The sequence below is a fragment of the Paraperlucidibaca wandonensis genome (assembly GCF_042677145.1).
Taxonomy (GTDB): domain Bacteria; phylum Pseudomonadota; class Gammaproteobacteria; order Pseudomonadales; family Moraxellaceae; genus Perlucidibaca; species Perlucidibaca wandonensis.
Window position 1 is genome coordinate 402,437 of record NZ_JBHTIT010000001.1, and the last position, 24,530, is coordinate 426,966.

The following is a 24,530-nucleotide window of genomic DNA, read 5'->3' on the forward strand; positions in this document are numbered from 1 at the left end:
AGCGTAAGCTCGCTCTCTACTCCTAATTCTGTGGCATAGGTGAGAAGATGTTGCTACTTCGCTGATCGTCATAGCAAATCAATAGCAAGCTTAGGGCGTTGTATCCTGATCAGACAGTATCCACGACGTCATTTATTCTGCGGCTACACCATGCCCAAGGGCGAATTACTGCGTGAGATAATGGGCTATAAGCTGCGCTTAGCAGGCGAAGATTGGCGTGACAAATCCTCAACATGCTGATGATTCACGAGCGCCCATCGAGAGTATAGAGTCGTTTAGTGCCGGTTCATTAGGATGCTGTCTGATTAAAGGTGCAGGCAACAAATCATCTGTGGTGCTGCTGGAGCGCAACATGCACTACCTTATATTGACTTACATGTCTTCTGCCAGCGGCATTGATGAAAGTGGTTAATCGTATAAGGGAGCCCGCATTACACTGACTTGTGACTGGAGGTAAAGAGATGAGTTTCATGTCGCGCTCACTAGGTACGCGGGCGTGCAGGTCTTCTTTGTTGATTCGCGCACGGTCCATGGCAGCACTGAGCGGCCACTTAACTGCGCGCTCATGCCGTCTTATCATCAACCAGTAGTAAGTGCGCGCGTGCGGTTGCAATCGGGCGGGATTCACTCTCCTGCCAGCAACGCACACTGATGGCGGCGACGCGGCTGCCCATGCGAGCTACATCACAAGTAGCCCAGCAATCCTTTGTCCGTGCTGAGCGCAAGTAGTCCACTGAAAAGTCAATAACCTTAGGGAGGCGTGGCTGACGCTCGGATACAATAACTTGAATGAGTCCAGCTGTTTCCATAAGGGCGCCTACAACACCGCCATGCAGAGCAGGCAGCATGGGGTTGCCGATGATTTCCGCGCGAAAGGGCAGGTGAAAGTGCAGGGGCGCGGATGTATTATCTGTGGGACTTTCCACGCGGATGCCAAGATGGTTGATATAGGGAATAGAGTCCAGCAAGGACTGATACTGACCGGCAATAACGGCCTCAATCATCGCTGTGATATGCTTTTCCTGCATGATTAATCCTCGATTGTGCTGATAGTGTGGGTGCCGGTGCGTTTACCGCAATAAAAAGTGCCGGTAGCAATGGCGCAGACCTCATTGCTACCTTCTAGTCGTAATGTGCAACGGGTGAAGGCGACCTGGCGAGCTAAGCGATAGCAAATGGCATGGGCAATTAGGTCGTGCCCAGCCAGTGTTGGGCGCAGATAGTCGATGCGCAAATCCAGTGTCGCAATTGATGTGAGTTCATTCAGTGCGCAAAACACAGCCATGCCGGATGTGGCATCTGCCAGGCTGTAGAGAACGCTACTGTAAACCCAACCTCTTTCAGAATCCCCAATCAGCAAGTCACGGTAGGGAAGTCGCATGATGGCAGATGAGTCTCCCAGTGACTCTACCAACATGCCGAGATCACGGTTGTGGGGTACGTTATCTGAGAATTGTTTCGCTGCTTTGATAGCAGAGGGCAGGATTTGATAGGAGTCGCTATCTGATGGGGTAAATAAATTCATGATTGGCTTCTGAATGGTAAAAGAGGATGAGCATGCTCTTATCGGGCGACCCTGCCCCAATAAGGCGTACCTTGTACGCGGCACTTTTGTTACGTCGATTGGCGAGTACGCAACCTGCCGAACCTACGCCAACAATTATGAAGTCGTATGTAGTCATGATTTGTGCCACGTGATCAGATTGTGAGGGGACAGAGCGAGTCCTCCTCCGCATACAGCACTAAGGGTTCGACCATACTATACCAATATTTGGTCATTCAACCAAATTGACTCCAGATCATCTCGATTTGCACTATTGCCTAAGGTGGTATATTTGGAGTTTCTTTAGGTAGCTATCCATGTTGATGTAAGGATTGCTATTGCGGGCCGGACGTACTGCTTCAGCATTGCTGCTACGTTTGGGGTGCTATGCTAGCTTAGGTAATTCGGTCGAATAAAGAGTATTGGCGACCAGTTTTCACAAGCTTTGCTCTTGAATCGAAACTCCTAAGAAAATGAATTGTCGCTTGCGTTTGATGGCAGTATCCTGTGATGAGGTAATCCCCCCATTTTTAACGGGACTCAGAAGCAGAGGCTAGGCCATTTGGACCAACTTTCGGGGTGATGCCACCCAGGCCCATATTCTGGTGATCATGGTTATATGTCCAGAGCTAGCGCGTTGCGTGATCCTGCATTTCTGCTAAATCAGTAAGCATGTATTGGCCCAGCCATTCATGCCTTGCGGTTCGCTTATCGCTCAGCTGATCATGCATGAAATCCATAGACCACATGTCGTTGAGACTGGTCGGCACAGCGGTTGGTAGCGGTAGCAGGCCTGGCTGATGGCAAAGGCAGCGCAGGCCTGCCGGATACTCAAGCCTTTGGTCGCCGCCGCACGTTGGGCCATCTCGCGTCTGCGAGACGGCCTCACTATTTTTTGTGATGGCTTCCTTAAGAACATCCGCTTGCAGCTGCACATCGGCATACATCTTTTTGAGTCGTCTATTTTCATCCTCAAGCTCATTGAGTCGAGACATCAGCGACGCATCCATGCCGCCAAACTTAGCGCGCCACTTATAAAACGACGCAGAGCTCATGCCATGTTCACGGCATAAGTCCGGAACCGGCGTGCCGGCCTCAGCTTGCTTCAAAATCGCCATGATTTGGCTATCGGAGTATCGAGATGTGCGCATGTAGAACTTCCTCAAAGCATTGGGAGAAATTCTACTTCTGAATCTGATTAATTTCTGGGGGAATTACATAATTAGTAAACAGCCTGGCAAGCATGCCTATATACAGGCAACGATTAAGATACAGGCAACGATTAAGCGATCAGATATACCGAATATGCTGAATCGTGAGTTCGCCGTCTTGTCGCCGAACTAAGTCTGGTGCGGCGACATCACTTACTTGTGGGCTCAGGGTCGCAGGTGCTATTTGGCTGTTGTATTGGACTTATATACTCGCCGCGTTGTTGGCTGTGCGCTCTCTGAGCACCCCGATGCTGACTTATTGATTAAGGCGCTGGACATGGCCGTTGAGCAGTGAGGGTGTGATGCTTCACTCGGATCAAGGCAGCCAATATTGCAGTCGCCGGTTCCGTCAGCGCCTATGGCGCTATCAAATTCAGCAAAGCATGGGTCGTCGTGGAAATTGCTGGGATAATGCGCCAATGGAGCGGCTGTTTAGAAGTTTGAAAACTGAATGAGTGCCGAGTGTTGGCTACATGACTCGGCGAGAAGCGATGCAAGATGTGAGTTGCTTGATGGAGCGTTACAACTGGGTCAGGCCGCACCAGTTTAATGCTGGTTTGGCACCGGCAGTGGCGGAAGAAAACTTAAAACTGTGTCCGAGATTAGTTGACCACTACAGATCGATACTCGGTCCGGCGCCTGTAAAGGCGGAGACTTTTCCGTGAAATATTTATATAAGGTTATATAGGCAGTTGCAGCTATCGACATTTTGGTCACTGTATGACTGCCCACTGAGGGCTTGCAGTGATTTCGGCTTAGTTTATTCGTGAAAGCCTCTGTCATAATGTGCGCCGACTGAGGAAAAAGATGTCAGTTGAGGCAAGGGTTATGGTGAGTGACTATCCTTGCTTGATAGATATCTGATAAAGTTCAAAAAGCTAAAATAAGGGGATTACGTGAATAAAAGGCGACCTACTAAAATTATTGATCAGTTAGGCCGAGAGGCAGTGCTAACCTCTGCTGCTCGTCTTTTCAGAGATCAAGGATATGAGCGAACGACTGTTAAAGAGGTTGCGAAGGCTTGTAATATGCTTCCAGGTAGTTTGCATTACCGCTATCATACAAAAGAAGCTATTTTAGTCGACCTTATGCGCTTGGGTTTAGAGCGTGCTGCCCTGGCAGTAACAGAGGCTTGTGTAAACGTTAGTGATCCTGTAGAGCAATTGCGCAGAGGTATCAATGCTCATCTGAAAATGTTGGTCACTGGTTCCGATATGGTTTATGTGCTGCTTTTTGAATGGCGCGCGCTTCGAGGAGATGCACGTAAAGAAATGATTGAGTTGCGCGATCGTTACGAGGCCCTTTGGGCTGCAATGTTATCGTTACTAGCACAGCACGGCGCTATTCGCAAAGATGTAGACTTGAACTTATTGCGTCTCATTGGCCTTGGTGCATTAAATTGGGTTGCCACTTGGTTTAATGAAAATGGACGTTATTCGTTAGAGGATATCGGTGACTTTGTCTGGCTGGTTATTAATAGTGCGTTCGTGGTGCCAAGCGAAACTAGTATAAAATGAGTGCTCTAAATCTATATAATATAATTAACTCGTTCGTATGAGCAAAGAGGCTCTGCACTGTTGCAGGCGTTCCATTGTTTAACTTTACCTATCAATTAAGGGGTTGCTCAATTCGCCGCTGTGCTAGCTTAGCGTTTGCCCCTTCTTCTTGATATAGTAACTTTGACCAATAAGCTTCTATCACGCTGTTAAAGTAGATAAGTAGTGATTTTTTCAGGATAGCTTGTTTTCGTCGCCATTCGCAACGGAGCAGGCTGGGAGTGTAATGCGCTAGCGTACCTAGAGGCGGTGTCTTTGCGATGATTCTATACTAGCGTTAGCGGAACTAAGGCTCGTAAAAGCATTAGGTCAGAAAATGTCATGGCTTTTATTATTATCATGTACGTTACGTTGGCATCCATTCCGTTTGTGGGTTGGCCTCGTTTCTCGAGCACGATGCCACATGTTTATACTTTACGATGTCTGTCATGCGGCATATTGACTGGGCTGTGCTTCCCCACTAGTCGACTGAAATCAAAGTACTTTCTGGCAATAAGCGTCATATCTCCATCTTGCTGATTTAATCATACGCCACCTTGGGTGGTATTTGCATTAATAATATTTTGAGTAAGTTATTGTGCCTGATGCTTACTGGTAGTTAAAGTGCAGTGATTTTTTAAAAGTCCTTTCTCAGGCGCAATAACTAAAAAATAAACTCATAGCTGCCTGAAAATAGTCAGTATAGTGTTCGATGTAGTCGGGCTGTTGTTATAATATTATCGCTACGCCGACTTCTCTTCGTGCACAGTAACCCCTGCTTCATAGTCCGAATTGAATAGGCAAGCTTTCTTCAGGTCCGAGGCATATGCTAAGGCGATATGCCGCTAGTGTTTTCTTAGGTTGCTTAGCGTTGTGTTCCCGCTGCCAAGCTTCGATAGCGACCTTGGACCTTGGACCTTGGACCTTGGACCTTGGACCTTGGACCTTGGACCTTGGACCTTGGACCTTGGACCTTGGACGTGGGTCACGGTCGTTAATCAATGCTCATTCCGGAAGCGCCCATTTAATTGCTTAATATAGGCATTCTGATTAGGGTTCTTTAGCACGACAAGAAGCAACTTGACGCCTCGTTCAAGCTCTTAGATCAGCGACTTGCCGATATCTCAGCGATGGCCGCGTTGTGGCGATATGAGATCAAGGACTCAAGTGAGTAGCTGAGCACCGACCTACCTCTCCTGTATGGTAAGGCTGCATTTGTTGCATTATCAACGAGGTGAGGCTTTTATGACCCCGACCTCGGTTATGAGATAAAAAAGCCATTCATGAGCCACATATGATTTGCTACAGCTGGCGACCTAATGGCTGATGGCACGCTTCTTTGCTTATGTGTTTGTGTGGCTTTACATGCAGCATTTGTGCGGAGCACAAGTAGTCACCGGACTTGTGATTAATCAATACGCTTGGCTTGGGCGAAGTCCCAATTAAACATCGATGATTTGTAGAGTCGACAGGTTTGAGATGGTTGCGCAGTACAGTTTTGCAGAACTTTGACAGCCAATCAGTCTAAGTTGTTGGCAAGAAGTAAATGAGTTTCTGCTAGATAGGAGGTTTTTCTTGTAAGAATGCATTTGTCTATTGACATACAGAGTGCAGGCTAATATTTTGGTTGATTGACCAACCAAAATATTAAAAAGAGAGTTAACATGAGACTCCTGTTGATATGTAGTTGTTATATAGTCGTAATATTTTCGAGTTTTGCTAGGGCTGGTGGTATCGACTTGCCTGCGATTTCTGCATCACAGCAGGGCACCTCAAACTCGAACGGAGCGGAGGCAGCTGATGCTGCAGTGCTATACTATAATCCGGCAGGCATGAGTTATCTTCGGGGCCGACAGCTTTCCATTAGTGGGACACTTTTAGCATTCAGAGGGAAAGTCGAAGATAGGGGGTCTACGGGGACACCGGAGCCATTTGATAGTAGTAGTGATGAGGGGAGACAATTGGGGCCTGACGGGGTTGATCCTTATGCAGCTGGAGCCGCAGGGAGTTTTTGGCCAAAAATACTTGCCTTAGGTTCAATATTCTACACGACTCAATATAATGATAATATCACTCTTGGTATTGGTATATTCTCTCCAGGCGGCGGAAATATTAATTATAAAAGTGATTGGTCCGGCGCTTATCAAGTTGATGCTATTGCACTGGAGCTTGTGAATATTAATCCATCTATTTCGATGAGGTTTGATGATAAGCACAGCATCGGCTTCGGGGTGTCTCTAGTGGGTGGCCACTTAAGATATAGTACACAGCTGGATGCGAAAGGGCTACAGCCATACCTCTTATCAAAGGCATTGAATAATTTAAATGCAAACACATTGACTGTGACGCCTGAGGTTCAAAGTATAATAAATTCTGTGTGTAATATTAAATTGGTCATAAATTCAGTATGTGGAATTAATGTTGGTGACGTATTGCCTGGGTCGGCCATAGATGCTTTATCATCGCCACTGGCTGACGTTGTTGTTGACCCTTCAAGTACTGCATCTGGTTTGATTGAGATGTATGGGTATGGATTTGGCTATAATGCTGGCTATATGTATGGGTTTAATGATCGGTCTAGACTTGGATTGTCTTTTCGCTCAGCCGTTGAAGTTAATCTAAGAGGTCAATCTGAATGGAGTACAGAGAGGCTAAAGGCTAGGCCAGTTATAGGTACAACAATTGTTAGTTTGTTGAATAATGGAGGCGATCCTGACTTAGGGAATTTCTTGAGTGACTATTTGTTGCCGGACACTACGACAAAGGCTATTTTTAATATTCCTGCTAGAGTCTCTCTTTCATATTTTAATGAAATAAGTGATAAATTTGATATTATGTTCGATTATACGTTTATAAAGTCTTCTGTTATGCGTGAATTGTCTGTTGGGTTTGCTGTTCAGAAGGATTCAAATGGTGACAGTGTTGTGCTCAGTGATGCTAAGATACCCCTGAAGTGGCGCGACTCTTATAAGACCTCATTGGGTTTAAATTATCATTACGATAGCATGACAACTTTTAAAACTGGTATTCAGTTTGATAAGACGCCAATTCCATCAAAAGAGTCTAGGCATCCTGCGCTACCAGAGAGTGATAGGTATATGATATCATTTGGTTTTAACCATAAGATTAACGATAATATCTCTGTTGATGGTGCATATAGCTTGCTTGCCTTTGCGGACTCTGAGTCTGAGTATAGAAATAACTGTAGGTATGATCGGCCAGAGGGGGATGCCGGGCCATGCACTGGTATTGGCGGCACCTTTCGGGGAAAGTTCTATGATACCTATGCTAATATTTTAAGCTTGCAAATAAATTCTAAGTATTGACTATTTTTCACGTCGGTACTTATAACCAAGTGCAATGGGGAAAACTTTAACACTTTCAATGGGGCTGCTATTTATACTAGCCTTTGGGTGCTGGTGAGTTTTTCCTTTAACCTACGTTGGCCACATGTAAGTCAAAATAAAATACTAAATCCCGAACTATAATTATGCTATTTTTAGAGCTTGAGTGGAGGTGCAGTGTGGTTGATTTTTGAGCGAAATTCGATTGTATTTGGTTGCGAAGCATTGTTACGAGGCGGAGACTTTATAAGTCTAGTATCGACCTAATCTTACTGAGATTGGTATTCACAATTGCAGTTCGGTTTTATCGAATGGTACTTTAATGTGATTTAGATTGGCAGCTATCTCGGCATGGCGTCACAATACTTAGTTTAGCGTATGACGTCCTTTGTTTACGAAGCGCGCGCGCTAATTTTTTATCACCGGCAGTCTCGAATCCCAAGTGCAACGAAGACAATAGTGTTTAGTTTCTGCGCTTGATTGAGCTAGTGCCTCTGTTATCGCAGCATAGACCTCAATCGGCATCTTATATTTTAGCACAGCGCGCGGCCGAGTATTTTAGCTGTGTGCAATCACATCAAGGTATTCCTGTGAGTACTGCGATAAGTCAGTGCTCTTGGGCAAGTACTGCCGAATTAATCCATTCATATTCTCATTACTGCCGCGTTGCCATGGGCTGTGTGGGTCAACGAAGTAGGCAGTAGTGCCAGTTTTTTCAGTTCTCTTAGCATGACGGCTCATTTCACAAGCCCTGATCGTAGGTGAACGTTAGTCGAAACGGTGCATCGATTCGGCTCATCGCCAACGTCAGTGCCTTCAGTGGCGCCTCGGCAGTCACGTTGGGCATTTTGGCCAAGATGACGAAGCGCGTTGTACTTTCGATCTAAGTAGCCATAGCTGACTTATTACCGGCGTTTTCAATCAAGCCGGTTTCCTAATGGCCAGGAACCAAGCGATCTTCTATTTCGGCTGGGCGCTCATTGATACTGAGCATCTTCGGTAGTTGGCCGCGCCGGTCTTCGCCTTGGCCACGATGGCGGCGCGTGACATGTCCGCGTCGAAGGCAGCGAATCAGTCCTTTGCGTAACTAACCACGAGGCATGGCATAAAGCGCGGTGCAAATGGTTATATGTGACACCTGCATCTCAGCACGATCTGGAATTAATGGCGCTCAGCGGCAAGCTTCTTTATTTAACGGACTTGGCGCTGCTTTAGTCGCGCTGCGTCACCTGCGTTAGCGGCATCGTAAGGCGCACAGGGTGAGGACGAATAGCGCTTGAGCTAGCAACTGGGCTTGCTCGCTGTTCGCTGTAATCGCACCTAGATGGGCATTTAATGAATGCCCATCTAGGTGCATCAGCATCAAGACGGCCCGCTCTTCAGGGCCTAGGTGCTTGTAATGTGTTTGCACTTGGAGCTTGAGACTGCCACCTGTTATACAAAACTTGTTGACACGGCTGATATATCAATTTATACATTATTGGTTGGTTGGACAACCAAAATCATGAATAAGTTATGTGGCTTAGATAGTGTGCCCTTACGAGGATGCTGGGAGTAATGACATGAGCGTAATCAGCAAAGAAATTGGATATGAAGAAGTTGTTCCCCGTGACATTCACTTCAAGATGAATACGGATACGGTGGCGCGCCACTGGTTCAACGGTGATCCATGGACCACGCACTGGATGAACTCCATTCTGGCGGCGGTTCCTGATGGCGAACGCTGGGTAATGAATTCAGCCAGAGCACAACTCGACAAATTGATCGACCCTGAAGTGCGTAAGGCTGCGATCGATTTTTGTCGCCAGGAGCGCATTCATGCACGTGAGCATGATGAAATGAACAAGGCATGCGTTGCTCAAGGCGTGCCGATTGACAAAGTGGAGGCGGTTTTTACCAAAATCAGGGTCACCATGCAGGAGCGGCTGAGTCTTGATATGCAGAGCTCCATGGCAGCAGCATTCGAGCATTTTACCGCTGTCATCTCTTCGGTCATGCTGGAGAACCCTGAGCTTTTCAACGAGTCTGATCCTGAGCTCAGGGCAATGCTGTACTGGCATTTTGTTGAAGAAACGGAGCACAAGGGTGTCAGCTTTGATGTGTATGTCGCTGCCAGTGGTGGCGGCATCAAGGGCTACCTGAGGCGCGTCGGGGGAATGGCGATGGGGACGGTACTTGGTCTGCCGCTCATGGTCGGCAACCAGGCCTATCTGCTGCACAAGGACAAGCAGCTGACCAACTGGCGCTCAGCCATGAGGATGAGCAATATCCTGTTCGGCAATCCCGGCATTCTTGCGCGCATTTTCCAATCCCATTATCTGCCTTACTTCATGCCTGATTTTCATCCCTGGGATGATGACAATCGTGAAGTCATCCATGTCTGGAAGCGCAGTTACGAAAAAACCGGCGACCCGCATAAGGCCTATCAAGCTTTACTCGATTGGAAGCTGAAAAAGAATGCGCCAGGCAAGCTGAAGCTGAAGGCTGTTGTACAGGCGGCCTGAGCAGCCAGTAAAGCGCACTGATTTCCGCTGATGCCTTCGGTCTAAGTGTGACGTTTCCCGGTCATCACGGCATTGTTGTCATTTGTTGCGACAATGCCGTTTCGTTAATCGATCAGGACGAGTTGATCATTAGCTGACGCCGTGGGGGACTATGCGGGTGCCGAGGTTTTAGCGGGTGGTAAATAAAGAGCGGTAATTTTTCGAGCCACCCGGCTCTTTTTAAAGGAATGTCTCATGAGTAAGAAAGCCCAAAAGTTGTCACAGTGTGCGGCGGCGATTGTGACTGGAGCTGGCAGTGGTATTGGTCGCAGCTTTGCCTATGAAATTGGGCGTCGAGGTGGTGCCGTTGTGTGTGTAGACATTCGTATTGAACGTGCCGAAGAAACAGCGGCCATGCTGCGCAGCCTGAATACGCACGCGGTAGCCTATGCATGTGACGTGGGCAATGCTGAACAGATGGCAGTGCTGGCAGACGAGGCGGAGGGCTTGCTTGGTCGCCCTGTAACTCTGGTTGTGAATAATGCGGGGGTTGGCCTCGGTGGCCAGATTGGTGAAGTATCGCTGGAAAAATGGCATTGGTGCGTCAACGTCAACCTCTGGGGCGTGATTCACGGCTGTCATTTTTTTGCGCCAAAACTGAAGGCGCTGGGCTATGGCGGGATCATCAATGTGGCGTCGGCTGCAGGGTTTGCCGCAGCACCAGAAATGAGTGCTTACAACGTGACCAAGGCGGGCGTGATGGCCTTGTCAGAGACCTTGTCGGCTGAGCTGACGGGAACGGGGGTGAAAGTGACAGTGCTGTGTCCGACGGTGGTACCAACCAATATTGTCAACGATGGTCATCTGCCTGCTTATCGCTCCGAGTTTGCCAAAACGGCGATGACAAAGTTTGCCCTGACCGACAGCGACGCGGTGGTACGCAAGGCGCTGGACGCGCTCGACAAAGGGCAGATGTACATGCTACCGCAAATTGACGGACGCATTGCGTGGATGTTTAAGCGCGCCGCCCCACGTTTGTATGCGCGTAGCCTGGGTGAGGCCTACCGGCTTGTTGCGCCGTCTTGATGATGTGGTAGCAGCCATCTTCAAGCACAGCATATACCCCCACACTTCACTGACGGAATTATCGATATGGCATCTAGCCAGGCCAAGCTACTGAAACTCTTCCTGCGCATGCGGGTAAAGCGTGAGCTGACATCAAATGCCGCACTTGTTCGTCATTTGCGCAGTGCCATGGACACCAAGCTCTTCCCCAGCCCTGTGCCCTCTGGAATTACGGTCCGGCAGGCAAGCGTTGCCGGGGTTCTTGGTGAGTGGCTGGAGGTGGCTAAGCCGTGCATGACCATCCTGTATTTGCACGGTGGTGCCTTTATTGGCGGCAAGCTGGCGACCTATCACACGTTTTGCGGCGAGGTTGCCAGACGTTTGAATGCCAAGGTTTTCATGGCAGATTACCGCCTCGCTCCGGAGCATCCCTATCCGGCGGCAACGGACGATGCATTTCAGGTCTATCGGCAATTGTCGGCGGAGTTGCAGGGAACTGAGCCCCTGGTGATTGCGGGTGATTCTGCGGGCGGTAACCTGACCCTGGTCACGCTATTGCGCGCCAAGCTTGAAAATCTGCCCATGCCAGTGTGTGCGCTGACCCTGTCGCCTGGTACGGATGCAACAGGCACACTGCCAGCGCTGACGGCCAACAGTGCCAGTGATTCCATGCTGTCAAAGTCAATGATAGATAGGGCGATCGATATTTATCTGGCCGGGGCGGACTCCACGCATCCCGATGCCTCTCCCTGTCGGGGGAACTTCTCTGGTTTGCCGCCTTTGCTGGTGACGGTGAGCGAAGAGGAGTGCCTGCGTGATGATGCTTACCGTGTTGTCCATAACGCGCGTCAGGCCGGGGTGACGGTGGAGCTGCTGTCGCGTCTGGATATGCCGCATGTGTGGCCTATTTTTCATTTTTTGCTTCCTGAAGCCAGGCAAGACATGCATGTATTGATCCGGTTTATTGAAAAGCATGTGGGAGAAAGTCTGGTTCGGAGCAGCGCGGAATTTCAGTTGTCTTCTGAGCACGAAAGTGCAAGCAAGGCCTTAGCAGGTTAGTGCATTAAATTGACTGTAAAAATACACGTACAGTATAAATTTGGAGAAATTAGCAATGAATATTGCCATCACAAAACCTGAACAGGTAAGTGTGCAACGAACGCGAGCAATAAGTCCCGATCACGAAGTTGTCATTGTTGGCGCGGGTATTTCTGGTCTTGGCATTGCCATTCGCCTGAAAGAGCAGGGCATTGAGTCTTTCATCATTCTTGAGCGTGCCGACCGTGTCGGCGGCACTTGGAGAGACAATCGCTATCCGGGTATCGCTGTCGACATTACTTCGTTCACCTATTCGTACTCTTTTGAGCAGAACCCGAACTGGTCGAGAGTGTTCGCACCGGGTAAAGAGTTGCAGCATTACACCGAACGGGTAGCTGCCAAGTACTTCCTCTATCCACACATCCAGTTCAAGACCAGTGTTAGCCGTGCCGAGTTCGATGAAGAGCGTCACTACTGGCGCATTGAAGTAGATGGTGGTGATACCATCACAGCCCGTCATCTGGTGTCTGCAACCGGTGGCCTGATTTCGCCGAAGATGCCGGATATCGAAGGTATCAATGACTTCAAGGGCAAGATCATCCATACAGGGCACTGGGATGACAGTATAGACCTCAAGGGCAAACGTGTTGCGGTGATTGGCACGGGGGCTACGGCCGTACAGTTGTTGCCTGAAATTGCTCCGCTGGTGAAGCGGCTTGATGTCTATCAACGCACACCGATATGGCTGTTGAAAAAACCAGACCACGCGCTTCCTGGCTGGCTGAAAAGCTCGTTCCGGCTGTTGCCGGCCGCGCAACGCCTCGTGCGTGTAGGTACTGATGTTATAAGCGAGTCGTTGATGGTTATTTCTACGATTTATTATCGGCAGGCCCCTTGGCTGGTACGCAAATGCGAAGAGGCTGGCATTCGCAACATGAAAGAGCAGTTGCCGAGCAGGCCGGACCTTTGGGAGAAGCTGACGCCGAAATATGGTTTCGGCTGCAAGCGCCCATCTTTCTCGAATGAGTATTTTCGTATTTTTGCACGCGATAATACTGACCTCATCACAACGTCTATTGAGCGAATTACCGAGAAAGGCATAAAAACCCGCGACGGGGTCGAGCGGAAAATTGATGTGCTGATTCTGGCAACCGGCTACCGCGTATTCGAAAAAGGAAACCTTCCCTCGTATGATGTTGTCGGTCGCAAGAGCCAAGAGATTGGAGCCTTTTGGGAGAGTAATCGCTATCAAGCTTATGAAGGGCTGACTGTGCCTGGGTTCCCCAATTTTTATGTCATGCTTGGTCCCTATGCGCTGATCGGTACTTCTTATTTTAAGATGGCGGAAGGCAATGCAATACATGCAGTACGCTGCATCAAAGAAGGGCTCAAGAGACAAGCAACCTGTGTGGAAGTGCGTCAGGATGTGCATGACCGCTACTTTGCAGATATTCAGCGACGCCAACAAAGCACGGTGTTCCTAAATCACAACTGTTCTTTGTCCAATAGCTATTACTTTGATAAACATGGGGATGCGCCAATGCTAAGGCCTTCCACATCAGTCGAGATGCTTTGGCGGGCCAAGCATTTGTCCATGAATAACTATAAGTTTAGTAAGGTTGGTTCGAATCCTAGCACTGACAAGTTAACTCGCTGATGTGTACCCACTCACGACATCGTTTTCACCCCAGTATCATTAGCTATGCAGTATGGATCTACTATCGCTTCAATTTGAGCTCTCGTGATACCGAAGACTTGCTGGCAGAGAGTGGCATCTCTGTCAGTTAAGAATCGATCCGCTTATGGCGTATCAAATTCGGACCTGCCTATTCTCCCAAGCTGAAGCAAAATCATGGCAGATTAGGCGATATGTTTTATCTTGATGGGGTATTTATCAAGATAAAACGTAAAACAACTCTACTTGTGGCGAGCAGTTGATCAGGACGGCGAAGTGGTCGATGTCTATGTTGAGAGTCGCCGTAAGAGTGCTGCGGCTAGGCAGTTCTTTAAGCGCTTGTTACGTAACCACGACGACCAACCAAGAACGATAGTCACTGATAAGTTGGCAAGTTATAGGGTTGCTCAACGCGAGCTAATGCCAAAAGTTCATCACAATACAGCCAAGCACGTGAACAATAGAGCCGAGCAGTTGCATGAGTCGACGCGATTCAGGGAGCGGGGAATGGGCGGTTTAAGTTCCCGAGTCAGGTACAACTATTCCTAACGAACGATGCGGCAGTCTCAAACTTTCTCAACCTTGGAAGACACCTTGTCCCAGCAAGTCATTATTGACTTACTAGGACAGCCGCGCTCTAAACTTGGAGGGCGTTAGGTGCGTAGAGGTGAAAGGTTTAACTATTGCTGAGTCTAGAAGTTAACATATCAGTACCGCTTAGTTTGACTAATTGACTGAAAGTGGCACGAGCTCAGAGCTGACAAGTTACTTGTTAGTATCGTCATAAGCATTCATCATAAAAATTAATTTTTAATCACGTCGATACATGGTGACGACACAGGCACCACCCAAGCCAAGGTTGTGTTGCAGGGCAACTTGCGCGCCACTGACCTGACGCTTTTCTGCCGTGCCACGCAACTGCCAAACTAGCTCTGTACATTGCGCTAAGCCGGTTGCACCGAGTGGATGACCTTTTGAAAGTAAGCCGCCTGATGGATTCGTCACTACTTTGCCGCCATAGGTGTTGTCTTCGTCCCAAATAAACTTTTCTGCACCACCTTCTGGGCAGAGCCCAAGCGCCTCATAAGTTAGTAGTTCATTCGCCGTGAAGCAGTCATGTAGCTCCACAACGTCGATATCATCTGGGCCAATGCCTGACTCCTCATAGACCTGTTTAGCAGCAGCTTGAGTCATGTCGTATCCGACCATTTTGATCATCGAACGCGGCTCAAAGCTGGAGGCATAGTCAGTTGTCATCGACTGTGCGGCAATGTAGACCGGATTTTTGATGCCATGCTTTTTGGCAAAAGCCTCACTGCAAAGAATTGCGGCACCAGCACCACATGTGGGTGGGCAACATTGAAAGCGGGTTAACGGATCGAAGACTTCAGGTGAAGCCATAATCTCTTCTAGAGAGAGTACTTGTCCAAATAGTGCATAAGGGTTGTTGCTTGCGTGTTTACGTGCCTTTTCAGCGATCTTGCCGAAAGTCTCTTTTTTCGTGCCGTGCTGCCAGCGATATTCACGACCGGCACCGCCAAACATCTGCGCGGCGGGTGGTGCCGAGCTAAACCCTTGCAGGTCAAGCATGACTGGAACATGCAATCCCATAGGGTTTTCGCGATCGTTAAACATGGTGCCTAAAGCGCCTTTGCTCATTTTCTCAAAACCTAGAGCCAACACGCATTCGGCTAAACCACCCTCGATAGCTTGGCGTGCTAAATACAGTGCGCTTGAGCCGGTAGAGCAGTTGTTATTCACGTTCACCACAGGAATGCCGGTGAGGCCTAGCTCATACACCGAGCGCTGACCGCAAGTAGAGTCGCCATAGACATAGCCAACGAAGGCTTGTTCTACAGACTCATAGGGAATGCCGGCGTCGGCTAGGGCTTTTCTGCCTGCTTCGGCGGCCATTTCATAATATTCAGGGCTAGAGCCGGGCTTGGTAAATTGGGTCATACCAACTCCGATGACATTGACTCGTTGTTTCATAACTTATGCTCCTAAAGCGTTTAAGAATTTCATTTCGCGAGCCAAGAGTGCATCGCCATCGACGCGAACGTCCCCGCGCTGATACGCGTCTTGTAAGCCTTGCTCGCCAGAGCAGAGCGCTTGTAGCGTCGCATCGGATAATGTGATTTCAGCATCAGGATGCGCAGCAGAGCCAACTGTTACTTGTGCAGGACTGGCACTGAAATCGATGCACCATGTGCTGTCTATATCACTGAGCGAAAACTGGACAACTCCTTTTGCTGCAGTCGCAGGCTTGGCACTTAAGTGCGCGGCGATTTGCTCAAAAATAGCGGGAGCTTCTGATGATTTAGTTGCTGGTGCGGATGCTGCTGGATTAGCGCCTGTTGTATTTTTAGCTAAACGATCAGCTTTGGCTTGTGTGATCAGAGCAGGATCCATCTCCGATAGTACAGACAACTTATTTGACGCCATGACATTGCCATGAACTTTCATTTTGCCACCGAAGAATAACTTTTGAACTTCTGCTTGATCGCCAGAAAATAAGACTGGCGCATATTCTGCATCCATCTCAATAGTGACATCTGGCTTAGGTAGCACCCCTTCACCAGCAATTGGCTTGGCACTTTTCAAGTCCAAGAACCAATTTGATTCAGGGGCATGAAAGCTAAATTGGAAGCTAGTTTTCACTTGCTCTGAGAGTTGTGGTTTCGAGGAAACAAAAGCTTTAATGCCTGCAAATACATCGGCTAAGACAAAAGCATTTTCTGCTTCGACGACGGCAGCAGCAGGCGTTGTGACTTCTGCGCTAACTCGCGCTGTTTTTGCGGCATCTATAGCGGCCGGGTCCATGCCAGCTAGCGCCGATAGTTTATTTGATGCCATAACATTGCCATGCACTTTCATCTTGCCACCGAAGTAGAGTTTTTGTACCTCTCCTTGGTCGCCGCCAAACAGCGTGTTGACGTGTTCATTATCCAGCTCAATGGTGACATCGGGTTTAGCGATTTCACCCGCTCCGACTTCACCCTGGCCATTTTTCAGATCGATAAACCAACTCGATTCAGGATTATGGAAGGTAAATTGGAACGTAGTTTTCACTTCAGCTACAAGCTCGGGTTTGCTGGCAACAAAGTCTGCAATAGCGGCGAAGTAATCATCCACAATCACAGAATTTACTGCTTCTACAGATGCTGCATCTGATGTGTGTGCTGCTTTTTTAGGTGCTGGAATTTCGGTATATAGCTCTATGACAGCGTTTTTAATAACAACTTCATTGCGTTCTTTAACCGAGGTTTCAAACACGATACGAGTGTCTGACTCTCGCCACATTTTGGTAATTAATGTTTCGCCTGGGTAGACACTTTTAGCGAAGCGAACCTTAATGCTTTTGAAATAGCGTGGGTCATTATTGCTAAAGGCTTTAATAACGTGCCGACCACAATAGCCATAGGTACACATGCCGTGAAGGATGGGCTTATCGAAGCCAAACGCTTTGGCAAATGCTGGGTCGGCGTGTAGCGGATTCCAGTCGCCGGAGAGGCGATACAGCAGCGTTTGATTGGCGTCGGTTTTCTCTTCAATAACAGCATCGGGCTCTCGGTTTGGAGGTGTGTTGACGTCTGCGCTTGGCCCACGATCACCACCCCAGCCACCAGCACCACGCACAAATGAGGTCATTTCGTTATAAGCAATTTCCTCACCGCTTTCATCGAGGGTGTGCACAGCAAAAGTGACCACAGCGTGTGGATCTTTATCCCAGGCCTCTTTAAATTTAAAGATGTGCTTGAGCTTTGCATTCGTCGGTAATGGACGTTTGATTTCAGTGTATTGCTCACCATGCAGGATGCGATCAAAACCATAATTTTGGCCGGGTAACTTCAAGCCACCTGCTTTAGCTGCCTGTAGCATGGCGTTGGATTGTGGCATCACGCCGTAAGTTGGAAGTACAGCAAAGTCGCTACCCATCTCATAGACATAATTTAGTTCAGCTTTGTCTAGTGGGTCACGCGCAGCGCCAATACCGAGGGCATACAGAGCTACATCGCGCTCGTCATAGCTATTTTCCAACACCAACTCGCATTTTACTGCTTCATCTAGATCAATAAATTCGTTGCCACCTAAGCGTGGGTTATTGATGTTATGCAGGATGGGCGCGAAAGAGTCGTTGACGGTAGCGGGGTGGCCAGCGTTGGTAAAGTCGCCAATGGTGTTCCATTTATTCGCCACATCATCGACGCTAAAGTTTTTCCCCAGTGGGAATGATTGCCCCTGTGTACGCTCCCAGCGAAGTTGCGAAATATAGCCAGCGCCAACTTCAAATATTCCCTTGGTTTGCTCGCAATCTTCATGGCATAGCCATGCTACTAATGGACTGACATGCTCGGGCTTGAGATTAGCTAGCAGTTCCGGCGGCATGATCGTTTCGGTGAGACGTGAGGCGGCGATTGGCGCAATGGTATTGACTTGAATTCCTTTGCTACGCCCTTCTTCAGCTAGGCAGTTCGCCAGTCCAGCAAGGCCGAGCTTCGCCGCACAATAGTTGGCTTGGCCGAAGTTGCCATAAAGGCCAGCGGCTGAAGTAGTCATGATGATACGGCCATAACCTTTATCGCGCATGATCGGCCACGCGGCGTGTGACACACTCATTGAGCCAGTTAAGTGCACTTTGAGGATCAGGTCCCAGTCGGCCTGAGTCATTTTATGAAAGCTAACATCTCGCAAAATGCCGGCGTTGTTGATAACAATATCTACTGTACCAAAGGCGTCTAGTGCGGTTTGCACAATACGCTCTCCATGTTCTACGGAGTCGTAGTTAGCCACTGCCTCGCCACCAGCGGCGATAATTTCAGCGACTACCGCATCGGCAGCAGTGGAAGACTTGCCATCGCCGTGTGCGCCGCCACCTAGATCGTTAACAACTACTTTGGCCCCTAGTGAGCCAAGAAGAAGTGCGTGTGATCGGCCTAAGCCATTGCCTGCACCGGTGACAATCGCCACGCGTTGATCAAATCGTAATGCCATGAAGTGGGCCTCGCTGATAATATTTACAATATGTTCGTTCAACATGTATTATTTATAGGTCACGACGCGCCAATCTGTCAATAAAATTATGACTGATCAGTCAGATGTATGATTAGCTTTCGAAGAAAACTGAATTGGAGAGGCCGCATGGCGTCAAAGGCACCTGAGAAGCCCAGTCGTCGCACGCAAGTTGAGCGCAGCCATGCCATGCGTGAGCGCTTAATCAGTGCCACCATCTGTTGTTTAGATCGTGATGGCTACGCAGGCACCACCTTCAAATCCATTGTGACTGAAGCAGATGTGTCATTGGGTGCGCCATTGCATCATTTCGCCACCAAGGCTGCACTCATGGAAGCAGCTGCTACGCGTCTCATTCAACGGCTATATATCGAATTGGGTAAAGCATTTAGCGGCCTTGCATCATCAGATAACCGTTTGACTGAAATGATTCAAATTGGCTGGAGCACATTATTTAATCAGCAGGAAACCATTGCGTTGTTGGAGCTGACGCTTGCTAGTCGCCGCGATACTGAGTTGGCCGAGGTGATGCGAAAGCTTGGGCTCGCAGGCTTTGACATGCTGGACAATGCAGCCAAACATTACTTTGTGAGTAGAAGTAGTGAAGATCCAGTGAGTGATTACTTTGTTTTGACGCACTGGCTGATCCGTGGCATGACAATCGATCAACACCTGCTGAGCAGTTCTGCTGCGCCTGATCATTATTTAAGGCTGTGGTCAGGCTTATTGCAGGGAAAGGTCGCAGTTAAGCCTGAAGTAGTTGCGGCTCCACCTAAGCCAAAGCGATGGCCTAGTGATAAGCCATCACCCTAGCAGGCTGAGATGCGATAACTCGTAACTTGCAAATCTTAGTTATTGCAAAGTGGGAGATGCATAGATGTCGCTTAGGAGCCCTTGCGAGCCAAAAAGGTTCTCCCGCCACTGCTGCTCTAATGATCGTGTGTCATCTTGAGTGGGATGGAAGTTTCTTTTGAAGAAGTCTGGTAGTCGTCGAGGTACATGCTTTAAAAGACCATGCCTACCAAGCAACATCGCAGCCCCTTTCAAGTGCGATTTGATATGTCGCTTTTGTAACTGATTGTCATGGGCCAAAATGGCCACCAAGCTCCCTATCAGGACGGGTACTAATGCCGCAGCAACTAGTGGTCCAGCTTGTAACTTTAAGCGCCAGCTATTGCTAACTCGCGTATATACATCGTAAGCCACGGATTTATGCTCTAGTTCTTCAAGCGCATGCCAAGTCCAAAGCTTTAATGATTCAGGCTCACAGGCCTCACGGAACTTACTATCCTGTAAAAATGACTCGGCAAAAATAGCGGTAAAGTGTTCCATGAAGATGGTGCAAGCTAGTTGTTGTTCTGGCGAGAATCGTTCTAGTAAGTAAAGACCCATTTTTACGCCTTTATCGACGAAGTCGACGCGAATACCTTTCTCGCTAAAAATCGCATTCAGACGGTCATGCTCACGACCATGTAAGGCTTCTTGACCAATGAAGCCTGAAACTTGGGCTTTGAGCTCGGAGTCAGTGATTTGCTCTCGAAAGTGACGTACAGATTCGACAAAAAAACGTTCACCGGGTGGGAATGATCCCGAAAGCACGGCAATAAAACTGGATGCAAAGGCATTATTGGCTATGGGGTAGCGATGTGAGTTGTAGTAATCATGGGAAAATTTAATATTGCGAGGTGGGATGCCTACGCTGGCACCAGCTAAACCTGATGACTTGATGTTGGTGGATGATTCCATAGTATACCTCATGTGACATTTTGTAATGTTCCATTTAATGTGTCATGACTGGTTGGTCACGGTCAAGCAGTCAATAGATAATTTTTGTTGCGAGCTGTTGGCAAGTGTAGTGGTCAACTAATCTCGGACACAGTTTTAAGTTTTTTTTCCGCTACTGTCGGTGCCAAACCAGCATTAAACTGGTGCGGCCTGACCCAGGTGTAACGCTCCACCAAGTAACTCACATCTTGCATCGCTTCTCGCCGAGTCATTTAGCCAACACTCGGCACTCATTCAGTTTTCAAGCTTCTAAACAACCACTCCATTGGCGCATTGTCCCTGCAATCTCCACGGCGACCCATGCTTTGCTGAATTCGATAGCGCCATAGGCGCTGACGGAACCGGCGACTGTCATATTGGCTACCTTGGTCCGAGTGAAGCATCACACCCTCACTGCTCAACGGCCATGTCCAGCGCCTTAGTCACTAGGTCAGCATCGAGATGCTCGGGGAGCGTCCAGCCAACACCGCCGCTAAGTAGCACCAATGCCCCTTGCTCCCACAGATACGTGATATCGCCACACCGGACCTGATTAGGCGCCGAGACAGCAAACTCGCAATTCAGCATGTTCGGTATATCTGATCGTTCAACAGTCGCCTGTATATAGGCATGCTTGCCAGGTTGTATGCTGATTAGACCTGACTCTTCCATTAGTCTAGCCACTTTAAAACGACCTATGGCAATGCCATGTTGCTGCCACATCATGTCACAGACGCTGCGGCTACCTGCTGAGCTTCGGCTCTGTATGAACAGCTCATTCTCACGCTTGCGAAGCAGTAACCGCTTCAGTACCTATCAGAGCGCTTGCAGCTGATGCAGATGCTAGTCAGCACCTCTGTGAAGCAGGATTTCTATGATGTTTGTCAATAAATATCCCACATATGTCAATAGATGATCCCTCTATCGTCGGATTGACTGGCTAGGATAGGTATCTGTTGGATATCGAAGCCGATGCCATCAATTTAATTGCTTGTATTAAATGTAAGGCTTCAATAATAAAAAGGAAAAAGCACATGAACAAACTGATTCTTCCTGCATTTTTAGTCGCAGCCTCGGTGGCGCCATTCGCGCAGGCAAACCAAACACTTTGTGTCTATGACTTACTGGGTAGTGCTGGCGATATGGTCAATATCGCTAAAGACTACTCATTAGCAGCGCAATCCATGGGCGCTAAAATATCAATCAAGGCATACACCGATGAGCGTGTAGCCACCGAAGATTTGAAGGCTGGAGAGTGTGATGCGGTGATGGCAACCGGATTTCGTACTCGCCAATTTAACCCAACAGCCGCTGCATTAGACTCGTTAGGTGTGTCGACCATTATTCGTAATGGCAAAGTCGATATGCCGGCGAGCTATGAAACAGTGCGGAAAACCATTCAAACATTTTCATCACCTGCTGCTAGTAAGTTGATGGTCAATGGTCGATATGAGGTCGCTGGCATTATTCCGTTTGGTACTGCGTATCCTGTGGTTAATGATCGCAAAATTAATACAGTTGAAGCATTAGCAGGTAAGCGAATTGCCTCGTTTGATTACGATAAAGCGCAGGCCATTATGATTCAGAAAATTGGCGCGCAACCGGTTTCAGCTGATATTACTAACTTTGCCGGCAAGTTTAATAATGGCTCTGTGGACTTCATTGCTGCTCCGGCCATGGCTTATCGTCCACTAGAGCTATATCGCGGTATTGGTACTAAAGGTGCTATTCAACGCTTCCCAATTCTTATTTTGACTTATCAAATCATTATCAACGAGACGAAGTTTCCTGAGGGCTTTGGTTTGAAGTCGCGCCAGTACTGGCTTGGTCAATTTAATCGTGCGATGACACTCGTGAATAAGGCGGAGAAAGATATTCCGGCATCAACTTGGGGTGATTTAACCCCCGAGAATATGGTCAAGTACACCATCATGCTGCGTGATTCACGCATAGCTATTGCCGAACAGGGCGTCTATGACAAGCCTGGTTTGAAGATTATCAAACGTGTTCGCTGCAGCATCAGCTCGGCTGACTCAGAGTGCAGCGCAAATACTGAAAACTGGTAGTTGATAGATCGGAGATAGAGCTATGAGCAACATTACATTTATTGAACATGATGGCACAGAGCATGTGGTGGAGATTGAGGAAGGAAAATCATTAATGCAGATCGCTATGGACAATGGCGTACCGGGTATTGATGCCGATTGTGGAGGTGCCTGCGCTTGTGGCACATGCCATGTCATTGTTGAGAAAAGTTGGATGGATGGAACTGGGAGTGCGTCTGCTGAAGAACTGCAGATGCTAGATATGACACCAGAAAAAGCCGACACATCGCGGCTTTCTTGTCAGATTAAGATGTCAGACGCTATGGCTGGCATGGTGCTGCATCTTCCTGAGTTCCAAATGTAAGTCGTCGAGTAAGTAGATTTTATGCCTGCTTCGTATCTGCGTATTAGGAGATTTATATGACAAATTTAACTTCAGTAATTGAGGGTGCAGTCGCTGCCGTTCCTATTCATTTACAAGTAAAGGGCGCGCACTTGTTTCAGCGTGTGAAGCGGCGCTTTGTCAAAGGGGCGGCATTTCCTGGGTTTGTCGAAGCATCCATTCCGGACGTCTCGACCCTAGCCATTGAAGATATCGATGTCAGTAATCCATTTTTGTATCGACAAGGTCGCTGGCTGTCATATTTCAAACGCCTGCGTGATGAAGCGCCAGTACACTTTCAGAGGCAAAGTCCATTCGGTCCATTCTGGTCTGTAACGCGCTATGAGGACATTGTGTTTGTTGATAAGCATCACGATTTGTTCTCTGCGGAGCCTATTATCGTCATTGGCAACACACCAGATGGACTGGAGCTGGCTAATTTCATCTCCATGGATCCGCCTAAGCATGACTTGCAGCGGCAGGCAGTTCAGGGCGTTGTTGCCCCGCAAAATCTGAAAGAAATGGAAGGTTTAATTCGTACCAGAGCCCAAGAGGTTTTAGATGACCTGCCGATAGGTGTGCCTTTTGATTGGGTTCATGAGGTCTCTATTGAGCTTACCGCACGCATGCTCGCAACGCTCTTGGACTTTCCATACGAGAGACGCCATAAGCTCGTTTACTGGTCGGATATCGTTGCAGCAAGCCCTGAAACGACAGGTGGTGATGTTGATATAAATGATACTTTCATTGGCGTTGCCGATATGGCCAAGCAATTTTCAGACCTTTGGCATTCAAAGGCGGCGAGAAAGGCTGCCGGAGAGAAGCCTGGTTTTGATTTGATGAGCTTGCTGCTGTCGAACGAGGATACTAAAGACATGATCCGTCGCCCGATGGAGTTTTTGGGCAATCTTGCACTGCTAATTGTTGGCGGAAATGACACTACGAGGAACTCGATGACCGGTGGCGTGTTGGCACTCAATCGTTTTCCAGATGAGTTTATTAAACTTAAAGCGAATCCAAGCCTGATTCCGAACATGGTCTCGGAGATTATTCGCTGGCAAACCCCGCTGGCCTATATGCGTCGAATTGCTAAGCAGGACGTAGAGCTCAATGGAAAGGTCATTAAAAAAGGCGACAAGGTAGTGATGTGGTATGCCTCTGGCAACCGCGATGAGCGCATGATCGATCAGCCTGATGAGTTCATCATTGATAGAAAAAATGCTCGTAACCATCTGTCGTTTGGCTTTGGTGTGCATCGCTGCATGGGCAATCGATTAGCCGAAATGCAGATTCGCATCCTTTGGGAAGAGCTGTTAGCGCGTTTCGATGACATCAAAGTGGTGTCGGAGCCTGAGTTAGTGCAGTCAAACTTTGTCCGTGGCTACTCGAAGATGATGGTCACGCTGACCGCGAAAAAATAAGGCAGGCCATC

The 24,530-nt window shown here is 48.3% G+C and carries 18 protein-coding genes and 3 pseudogenes; 13 read left to right on the plus strand and 8 right to left on the minus strand.

Translation table 11 applies throughout. The features are described 5' to 3' along the window. The first annotated feature begins 217 nt into the window (after positions 1-217). Entirely contained in the window at positions 218-412 is a 195-nt protein-coding gene (locus ACFQ0F_RS01815; RefSeq protein ID WP_147300269.1) for a hypothetical protein, read from the plus strand. Between the two features lie 151 nt (positions 413-563). Here the strand turns inward: ACFQ0F_RS01815 and ACFQ0F_RS01820 are convergent, their stop codons facing one another. From ACFQ0F_RS01820 to ACFQ0F_RS01830, 3 genes and pseudogenes are all read right to left on the minus strand, one after another. Beyond that, positions 564-1,028, minus strand: coding sequence for a PaaI family thioesterase (locus ACFQ0F_RS01820; RefSeq protein ID WP_116208068.1), 465 nt, complete (start codon positions 1,026-1,028; stop codon positions 564-566). A gap of 2 nt (positions 1,029-1,030) precedes the next feature. Then, a complete protein-coding gene (locus ACFQ0F_RS01825; RefSeq protein ID WP_116208069.1) occupies positions 1,031-1,525 on the minus strand; it encodes a PaaI family thioesterase in 495 nt (164 codons plus the stop codon). A gap of 793 nt (positions 1,526-2,318) precedes the next feature. Beyond that, positions 2,319-2,694, minus strand: a pseudogene (locus ACFQ0F_RS01830) (transposase); the annotation flags it as partial. Between the two features lie 67 nt (positions 2,695-2,761). Between ACFQ0F_RS01830 and ACFQ0F_RS01835 the strand changes: the two are divergent. From ACFQ0F_RS01835 to ACFQ0F_RS01845, 3 genes and pseudogenes are all read left to right on the plus strand, one after another. Then, positions 2,762-3,419: pseudogene (locus ACFQ0F_RS01835) on the plus strand (IS3 family transposase); the annotation flags it as partial. A gap of 231 nt (positions 3,420-3,650) precedes the next feature. Beyond that, positions 3,651-4,271 (plus strand): TetR/AcrR family transcriptional regulator, encoded by a 621-nt coding sequence (locus ACFQ0F_RS01840; protein ID WP_220375720.1) that lies wholly within the window; start codon positions 3,651-3,653, stop codon positions 4,269-4,271. A 1,682-nt stretch (positions 4,272-5,953) separates the two neighbouring features. Further along, entirely contained in the window at positions 5,954-7,615 is a 1,662-nt protein-coding gene (locus tag ACFQ0F_RS01845) for an OmpP1/FadL family transporter (protein ID WP_379068462.1), read from the plus strand. Between the two features lie 576 nt (positions 7,616-8,191). Here the strand turns inward: ACFQ0F_RS01845 and ACFQ0F_RS01850 are convergent. After that, the gene (locus tag ACFQ0F_RS01850) at positions 8,192-8,374 is read right to left on the minus strand and encodes an IS30 family transposase (RefSeq protein WP_379068465.1); all 183 of its coding nucleotides are present in this window, start codon (positions 8,372-8,374) and stop codon (positions 8,192-8,194) included. Positions 8,375-9,195: 821 nt separating this feature from the next. Between ACFQ0F_RS01850 and ACFQ0F_RS01855 the strand changes: the two genes are divergently transcribed. From ACFQ0F_RS01855 to ACFQ0F_RS01875, 5 genes are all read left to right on the plus strand, one after another. Then, positions 9,196-10,137: a metal-dependent hydrolase gene (locus ACFQ0F_RS01855; RefSeq protein WP_116208072.1), complete on the plus strand. Its 942-nt coding sequence runs from the start codon at positions 9,196-9,198 to the stop codon at positions 10,135-10,137. 234 nt (positions 10,138-10,371) lie between these two features. Continuing rightward, positions 10,372-11,202, plus strand: coding sequence for an SDR family NAD(P)-dependent oxidoreductase (locus ACFQ0F_RS01860; protein WP_116208073.1), 831 nt, complete (start codon positions 10,372-10,374; stop codon positions 11,200-11,202). Between the two features lie 66 nt (positions 11,203-11,268). Then, positions 11,269-12,240, plus strand: coding sequence for an alpha/beta hydrolase (locus tag ACFQ0F_RS01865; protein WP_116208074.1), 972 nt, complete (start codon positions 11,269-11,271; stop codon positions 12,238-12,240). 55 nt (positions 12,241-12,295) lie between these two features. Then, the gene (locus ACFQ0F_RS01870) at positions 12,296-13,876 is read left to right on the plus strand and encodes a flavin-containing monooxygenase (RefSeq protein ID WP_116208075.1); all 1,581 of its coding nucleotides are present in this window, start codon (positions 12,296-12,298) and stop codon (positions 13,874-13,876) included. A gap of 264 nt (positions 13,877-14,140) precedes the next feature. After that, the gene (locus ACFQ0F_RS01875; RefSeq protein WP_379068471.1) at positions 14,141-14,443 is read left to right on the plus strand and encodes a DDE-type integrase/transposase/recombinase; all 303 of its coding nucleotides are present in this window, start codon (positions 14,141-14,143) and stop codon (positions 14,441-14,443) included. Between the two features lie 261 nt (positions 14,444-14,704). Here the strand turns inward: ACFQ0F_RS01875 and ACFQ0F_RS01880 are convergent, their stop codons facing one another. Next, positions 14,705-15,886, minus strand: a complete 1,182-nt coding sequence (locus ACFQ0F_RS01880; RefSeq protein WP_116208076.1) for a lipid-transfer protein — start codon at positions 15,884-15,886, stop codon at positions 14,705-14,707. A 3-nt stretch (positions 15,887-15,889) separates the two neighbouring features. Then, the gene (locus ACFQ0F_RS01885; RefSeq protein ID WP_116208178.1) at positions 15,890-18,889 is read right to left on the minus strand and encodes an SDR family NAD(P)-dependent oxidoreductase; all 3,000 of its coding nucleotides are present in this window, start codon (positions 18,887-18,889) and stop codon (positions 15,890-15,892) included. 147 nt (positions 18,890-19,036) lie between these two features. Here ACFQ0F_RS01885 and ACFQ0F_RS01890 point away from each other — a divergent pair, with 147 nt between their 5' ends. Then, entirely contained in the window at positions 19,037-19,720 is a 684-nt protein-coding gene (locus ACFQ0F_RS01890) for a TetR/AcrR family transcriptional regulator (protein ID WP_181898999.1), read from the plus strand. A 39-nt stretch (positions 19,721-19,759) separates the two neighbouring features. Here the strand turns inward: ACFQ0F_RS01890 and ACFQ0F_RS01895 are convergent, their stop codons facing one another. Together ACFQ0F_RS01895 and ACFQ0F_RS01900 are read right to left on the minus strand one after the other, a co-directional pair. Beyond that, complete coding sequence (locus ACFQ0F_RS01895) at positions 19,760-20,653, minus strand: metal-dependent hydrolase (RefSeq protein ID WP_379068476.1); 894 nt, start codon at positions 20,651-20,653, stop codon at positions 19,760-19,762. A 113-nt stretch (positions 20,654-20,766) separates the two neighbouring features. After that, positions 20,767-21,481 (minus strand): annotated as a pseudogene (locus tag ACFQ0F_RS01900) (IS3 family transposase); the annotation flags it as partial. Between the two features lie 224 nt (positions 21,482-21,705). On the opposite strand from ACFQ0F_RS01900, the gene ACFQ0F_RS01905 reads away from it, so the two are divergent. From ACFQ0F_RS01905 to ACFQ0F_RS01915, 3 genes are read left to right on the plus strand one after another with little or no spacing between them, the layout of a single operon-like run. Continuing rightward, entirely contained in the window at positions 21,706-22,737 is a 1,032-nt protein-coding gene (locus tag ACFQ0F_RS01905) for a putative solute-binding protein (RefSeq protein WP_116208081.1), read from the plus strand. Positions 22,738-22,759: 22 nt separating this feature from the next. After that, positions 22,760-23,080: a 2Fe-2S iron-sulfur cluster-binding protein gene (locus tag ACFQ0F_RS01910; RefSeq protein WP_379068480.1), complete on the plus strand. Its 321-nt coding sequence runs from the start codon at positions 22,760-22,762 to the stop codon at positions 23,078-23,080. A gap of 56 nt (positions 23,081-23,136) precedes the next feature. After that, on the plus strand, positions 23,137-24,519 hold the full coding sequence (locus tag ACFQ0F_RS01915; protein WP_379068484.1) for a cytochrome P450: 1,383 nt from the start codon (positions 23,137-23,139) through the stop codon (positions 24,517-24,519). Positions 24,520-24,530 lie beyond the last annotated feature (11 nt).

Bases quoted from the DNA above. Each gene is read 5' to 3' on its own strand.
- ACFQ0F_RS01820 (WP_116208068.1), bottom strand. From the start codon at position 1,028: ATGCAGGAAAAGCATATCACAGCGATGATTGAGGCCGTTATTGCCGGT.
- ACFQ0F_RS01825 (WP_116208069.1), bottom strand. From the start codon at position 1,525: ATGAATTTATTTACCCCATCAGATAGCGACTCCTATCAAATCCTGCCC.
- ACFQ0F_RS01845 (WP_379068462.1), top strand. From the start codon at position 5,954: ATGAGACTCCTGTTGATATGTAGTTGTTATATAGTCGTAATATTTTCG.
- ACFQ0F_RS01850 (WP_379068465.1), bottom strand. From the start codon at position 8,374: ATGAGCCGTCATGCTAAGAGAACTGAAAAAACTGGCACTACTGCCTAC.
- ACFQ0F_RS01855 (WP_116208072.1), top strand. From the start codon at position 9,196: ATGAGCGTAATCAGCAAAGAAATTGGATATGAAGAAGTTGTTCCCCGT.
- ACFQ0F_RS01860 (WP_116208073.1), top strand. From the start codon at position 10,372: ATGAGTAAGAAAGCCCAAAAGTTGTCACAGTGTGCGGCGGCGATTGTG.
- ACFQ0F_RS01865 (WP_116208074.1), top strand. From the start codon at position 11,269: ATGGCATCTAGCCAGGCCAAGCTACTGAAACTCTTCCTGCGCATGCGG.
- ACFQ0F_RS01870 (WP_116208075.1), top strand. From the start codon at position 12,296: ATGAATATTGCCATCACAAAACCTGAACAGGTAAGTGTGCAACGAACG.
- ACFQ0F_RS01880 (WP_116208076.1), bottom strand. From the start codon at position 15,886: ATGAAACAACGAGTCAATGTCATCGGAGTTGGTATGACCCAATTTACC.
- ACFQ0F_RS01885 (WP_116208178.1), bottom strand. From the start codon at position 18,889: ATGGCATTACGATTTGATCAACGCGTGGCGATTGTCACCGGTGCAGGC.
- ACFQ0F_RS01890 (WP_181898999.1), top strand. From the start codon at position 19,037: ATGGCGTCAAAGGCACCTGAGAAGCCCAGTCGTCGCACGCAAGTTGAG.
- ACFQ0F_RS01895 (WP_379068476.1), bottom strand. From the start codon at position 20,653: ATGGAATCATCCACCAACATCAAGTCATCAGGTTTAGCTGGTGCCAGC.
- ACFQ0F_RS01905 (WP_116208081.1), top strand. From the start codon at position 21,706: ATGAACAAACTGATTCTTCCTGCATTTTTAGTCGCAGCCTCGGTGGCG.
- ACFQ0F_RS01910 (WP_379068480.1), top strand. From the start codon at position 22,760: ATGAGCAACATTACATTTATTGAACATGATGGCACAGAGCATGTGGTG.
- ACFQ0F_RS01915 (WP_379068484.1), top strand. From the start codon at position 23,137: ATGACAAATTTAACTTCAGTAATTGAGGGTGCAGTCGCTGCCGTTCCT.